At 46.2% G+C, this 4,577-nt stretch carries 5 protein-coding genes; 3 read left to right on the top strand and 2 right to left on the bottom strand.

Annotated elements, in window-relative coordinates; translation table 11 throughout:
- The 3 genes from A3756_RS11645 to A3756_RS11635 form a co-directional block, all read left to right on the top strand.
- Positions 1 to 570 (top strand): FAD:protein FMN transferase (locus A3756_RS11645; RefSeq protein WP_197481277.1); only part of this gene is annotated, 570 nt, incomplete at its 5' end.
- Positions 571 to 705: 135 nt separating this feature from the next.
- Positions 706 to 1,128 (top strand): nucleotidyltransferase substrate binding protein, encoded by a 423-nt coding sequence (locus tag A3756_RS11640; RefSeq protein ID WP_068553544.1) that lies wholly within the window; start codon positions 706 to 708, stop codon positions 1,126 to 1,128.
- Positions 1,125 to 1,439 (top strand): nucleotidyltransferase domain-containing protein, encoded by a 315-nt coding sequence (locus A3756_RS11635; protein WP_068511541.1) that lies wholly within the window; start codon positions 1,125 to 1,127, stop codon positions 1,437 to 1,439. Before A3756_RS11640 ends, A3756_RS11635 begins: the two co-directional genes overlap by 4 nt.
- Positions 1,440 to 1,476: 37 nt before the next feature.
- Here the strand turns inward: A3756_RS11635 and A3756_RS11630 are convergent, their stop codons facing one another.
- Together A3756_RS11630 and A3756_RS11625 are read right to left on the bottom strand one after the other, a co-directional pair.
- On the bottom strand, positions 1,477 to 3,078 hold the full coding sequence (locus tag A3756_RS11630) for a general secretion pathway protein GspF (protein WP_068553543.1): 1,602 nt from the start codon (positions 3,076 to 3,078) through the stop codon (positions 1,477 to 1,479).
- A gap of 26 nt (positions 3,079 to 3,104) precedes the next feature.
- The coding region (locus tag A3756_RS11625) for a LamG domain-containing protein (protein WP_197481276.1) at positions 3,105 to 4,577 on the bottom strand (1,473 nt) is incomplete at its 5' end.

Raw genomic sequence — 4,577 nt, 5'->3', positions numbered from 1 at the left:
AAGTTGCCAGTACTGGATTATCGCCATATTGTTTTAAATAGAAGTGCTCAAACAGTACGCTTTAGCTCTCCTGGAGTCGCTCTTGACTTAGGCGGAATAGCTAAAGGTTATGCTGTTGATGAAGGCATTAAGATGTTGAAGACCTTTGGCGTTCAACATGCGCGTTTAAGTGCGGGCGGCGATATGTATCTTCTGGGCGGAAAGGGCTCAAAGCCTTGGCTTGTCGCGGTGCGTCACCCTAGAAACAAAGAAGAAAACTCCGTTGTTCTGCCTTTATCGGATGTCGCTTTATCGACTTCAGGTGACTACGAGCGATTCTTTATCGATGATAGTGGCGAAAGAGTTCACCATATTATTTCCCCTAAAACAGGCAGGTCTGCTCGGAACGGTCTGCTAAGCGTTTCCGTTCTCGGGCCTGATGTGACGACTACCGATGCGCTATCGACTGCCGTGTTCGTATTGGGTTTGAAAAAAGGTTTAGCCTTGATGAATAGACTAGATGGTATTGACGCGATTCTGATTGATGAACGCCAAAGGGTTCATTATTCCAATGGTTTGGGAAGGCCTTAAGTTCAAGGAGGCGGCTAAGGCTTTCTTAGGGCTCTTTTCTCCTGTAGCCTTGGTCTTTAAATCATCGAATCGTATCTCGATCCTTGCTATAGTGATTTTCAAAATATTCATCTTTAAAGAATTAGGTAACGCGTCATGACGTCTGTCTCAGATATTCGCTGGCAACAACGGTTTAAGAACTTTCAGCGAGCTTTTCTTTTGCTACGTGAAGCAGTGGAGTCAGATATTGCTTCGTTTAGCCAGTTAGAAAAGGAAGGTGTTATTCAGCGTTTTGAATATACCTTCGAACTAGCGTGGAAGGTTCTCAAAGATAAAATGGAATTTGATGGTATTATTCTTGACCAGATTTCACCTAAGTCGGTTGTTCGCCAAGCGTATCAAAGTAAGTATATTAATGATGCCGAGACCTGGTTGAGAATGATCGGAGACCGAAACCTTATGAGTCATACCTATGACTTTTCGAAGTTCGAACAGGTTATTGATTCCATAAAAATTAGTTATTTGCCTATGCTAGATGAGTGGTACACATCACTCTTAGAAGAAATAGTATCATCATGAGTCAGTTCGGCTTGAGTGAGCAAACTCTGAGCGAGATACGAGATATATTATCTAAGTATGAGATGATTGATTATGCAAAGCTTTATGGCTCTAGGGCGAAAGGGAATTATCATGAGCGAAGTGATATTGATATTGCTGTCGTCGGCGATAATATTGACCGTTTTACGAGCTCAGCACTAGCGTTAGATTTTGCAGATTCTGATATCCCGCTTGTAGTCGATGTGCATTGCTTTCATGACATTAAGAACTTGCAGCTACGTGATCACATTGAGAGAGTTGGCCAAGTAATTTATGAGTCAAAAGGGGCTTAGCACTTTAGGTGCCCCCCTTTATCGTCTTACTTATTCATCAAATCGTCCCATTTACAATAGGTGCCATTCCAACCAGCGTATCCCTAAGAGTAGAACTTCCCAGCCCGTGATAACTCAGTACATTTTCGAAGTTGCCTTGCTCGCCGTGTAGTGCCATGTAATTCAGCATAACGGTTTGAACTAGTAGGTTAACGTTATTGGCAGCAGGGCTTGATGCGGTTTCGACTGATGCGTCGCTACGCATATAGCCAACCTGGTTGCGTATCGCAGTAGGGCGACCGTTTCCGCTAGGGTCATAGACTAGGTAGAACGCTGCAGCAGTTGATTGGTTATCGCCGGTCCATACACCTTTGCCGCGGCCTTGTTCAGAATTATCTACCATGCCATTACTGGCGACTGAACCGTCAGAAAAGACGTAAAGCATAAGCGGTACACCAATTCGTGCTGCGTATTCCAGGCAAGCGCCCATGACACGTCCTGCTCTTAAGTCACGAGCTTCACCTGTCGAACGGTTACCCGTATGGTAGTCATAACCACCCATGGTGATTGTACCAGCACCGGCATAGCCATTGATCACGAGTTTCATGACCGATGCGGCTTTCTGGAATTCGCGGTCATTGAGAAATTCTTCACTACTAAAGATACCGCTTGCTCCGACAATATCCGGGTCTTGTACCGGGTCGAGGTCAGCAGGGTTGCCAAAACGGTCTGCCAGGTCGGCACTTTTTACATAGCCACAGCGTACAAGGTCTTTTACGACTTCGTCAGTGGTAACATTTACGCCAGCGTTAGGAAGGCCGGTATTCATCTGAGCCATTTTCTTATCACTGATACGTTGAATAGACTCCATTACCGCGACGGCATCTTCCTGGCTTAGTAGGCCGATCAAATCACCGACATCGACCAGGCCAGTAACATCACTTGGGCGGTCAATTTTAGTCGGGCGCACCTGCGGGTTAATCATGTCCATTGGTGCTAAGGAGTTGCCGCCAGAATCAGAGCTTCGTGAGCCAATCAATGTTAAAAGTGAACCATCTGCACCGGCATTATGAATGCCATAAACCGGGTTATGGGGGTTGTTGCCTGTATCATTTTCTGAGCGGGCGGGAATAACTACACCGTTAATCGCAGCTTGGGTTGCCGCAGAGGTTCGTTCCTGAATCCCGCGTAAAAATTGGCTATCTGAATGAAAGGCTAAGCCCAGGGATTCATCAACGAAGTCATTCGTAGTGCCATCGGTATTGTTTACCTGAGGTAAAAAATCCGGCGGGATGCCAAGTTTGCTATAGCCTGCTGTGCTGAGCATGTCTTTTTGTCCGCCTGAACCGCCAACCAATACATTGGAGCCGGCAATGTTGGCGCCACCAGCCAGGTCAATACAGATAAAAGGGATCTTTCCGGCCCCTTGGACGGCGATTCCACAGCTATCTTTTAAGGCTTCAATATCTGAAGATAGCGCGGCCGAAGCATTACGTGGTGCTCCGAAGAGGCTGAATATTGACGAGCCAAAAACGGTAGCACCGCCAGCCATGAATCCATTGGCGATAAACTCCCTACGTGTTTTAGGGCGTTTATGGTCACTGTGTATCAAAGGTGCGTTGATATCCAGCGTTTGTTTGAGTGTTGGTTTGATAATCATAATCTCATCCTTCAACTGAATAGTATTTATTGCACAAGCGTTGTAGCGCTGCCTAGTACGGCTGCGCAGGCTGCTTTGACCACAATCTCGGTTCTACCTTCGGGACAGCTGCTGTCAGCTGAGCAAGCGCTAAGCGTATCAATCAGGCTGTTTATCTCATCATTAATATCGCTGTCGCTAGGTTGAGTGTCCAAGCTAGTACCAACAAAGTTGCTTAGGAGGGCGCTTGAAATCTGGCTACGGCCATCCGTATCAAAAGCGGTATTGGCATTTTCACTAAAATTAAAGCTGCTAAAGAAGCTAGCTCTTAAGCTTGTGTCATCAACCAAGGCGTCACAATATTGAATGGCTAACTGAGTGACGGCCATTTGGTGAGCCGATAAGAAGCCTTCGATATTCTCTATCGTTGGTAGCTGTTGTTTCACTGTATCAAAAGTGCTTTTTACATCGCTATCGGTTGAGGCAACACCGGTCATCACAGACATCGATGCATTGATTTCATCGAAAGTGCGAAGCCCTATTTCTGACGAAGCAGGTAGGTCTTCAGGTTCAGCAGGCGTTGGGGGAATGTCTTCCTCTTCATCGCGCGAGCGGCTGCCAATCTCCGTAAAGCTTAAGAAAAACTCGTCTTCATCGGCTGCTTTATCCAAAGGAACGATGGTTCCCAGGTTAGATAAAACTTGCCCGTTACCCGCTACATAGTCTTCGTCGTTCAAACTAATGTTTAGGTTTTGGTAGACTTGTCCAACATTTACTTCTTGCCCGTTGATGGCGATCTTCATGCCTCTTAAAGTGATGTCGTCTAGTTCAACATTGTCGTTAAGGCTGACAAAGCGTGCATCAGAGAATAAGTAGCTAAAGCTATCAAACTGGCTGGCTTCAAAGAAAATAAAGTCATCGGCTGTGTCGGGGTCATCGGTATCCACAAGATGAGATACACCAAATAGCATGTAGAATTTCTCACCTACGCCGGAGTTATAGTTTTGGGTGATTTGCTCTTGTGTTAACGCACGGCTATGAATAGCTAGCATCCTTAGCGTGCCTTCCCATAGTTCGTTGCCATCGGTTTCATTACCCAATACGAGGGCAAAACTTTCGTTCCAACCATTTAGAAGGCCAGGGGCTACGCTGTCTTCATCTTCGGTATAGACACCATTAACATAGAGCTTTCTGCCTTGTGTTGCGGAGTAGGTGGCGACAACATGCTGAAGGCTGGCTTGAAGTCTTTCATCTGCATCGGCGGTTGAAAGTGCTTCGTTGAAGTCGTTAGTAGTATTGTAAAAGTCGTAGTTGTACAAGGTCTGTTGCAAAGCAAAGTTACGAGAGCTGGCCGAGCCCGAGTACGACACAATGCGCGAGTCTTCCTGCGTAACATTCGCTGGAACAACCCAAGCCTCTATAGAATATTGAGACGTGCCACGTATTTCATCGTAGAGCTTTTTACTGTCTTCGGTCTTGCCTTGCGCTTTACCGTTGCCGACACGGGTATTGGTTTCTTC

The sequence above is a fragment of the Oleiphilus sp. HI0086 genome, from assembly GCF_001635225.1.
The sequence above is the reverse complement of the archived record's forward strand: the minus strand, read 5'-3'. Positions and strand labels throughout refer to the sequence as shown.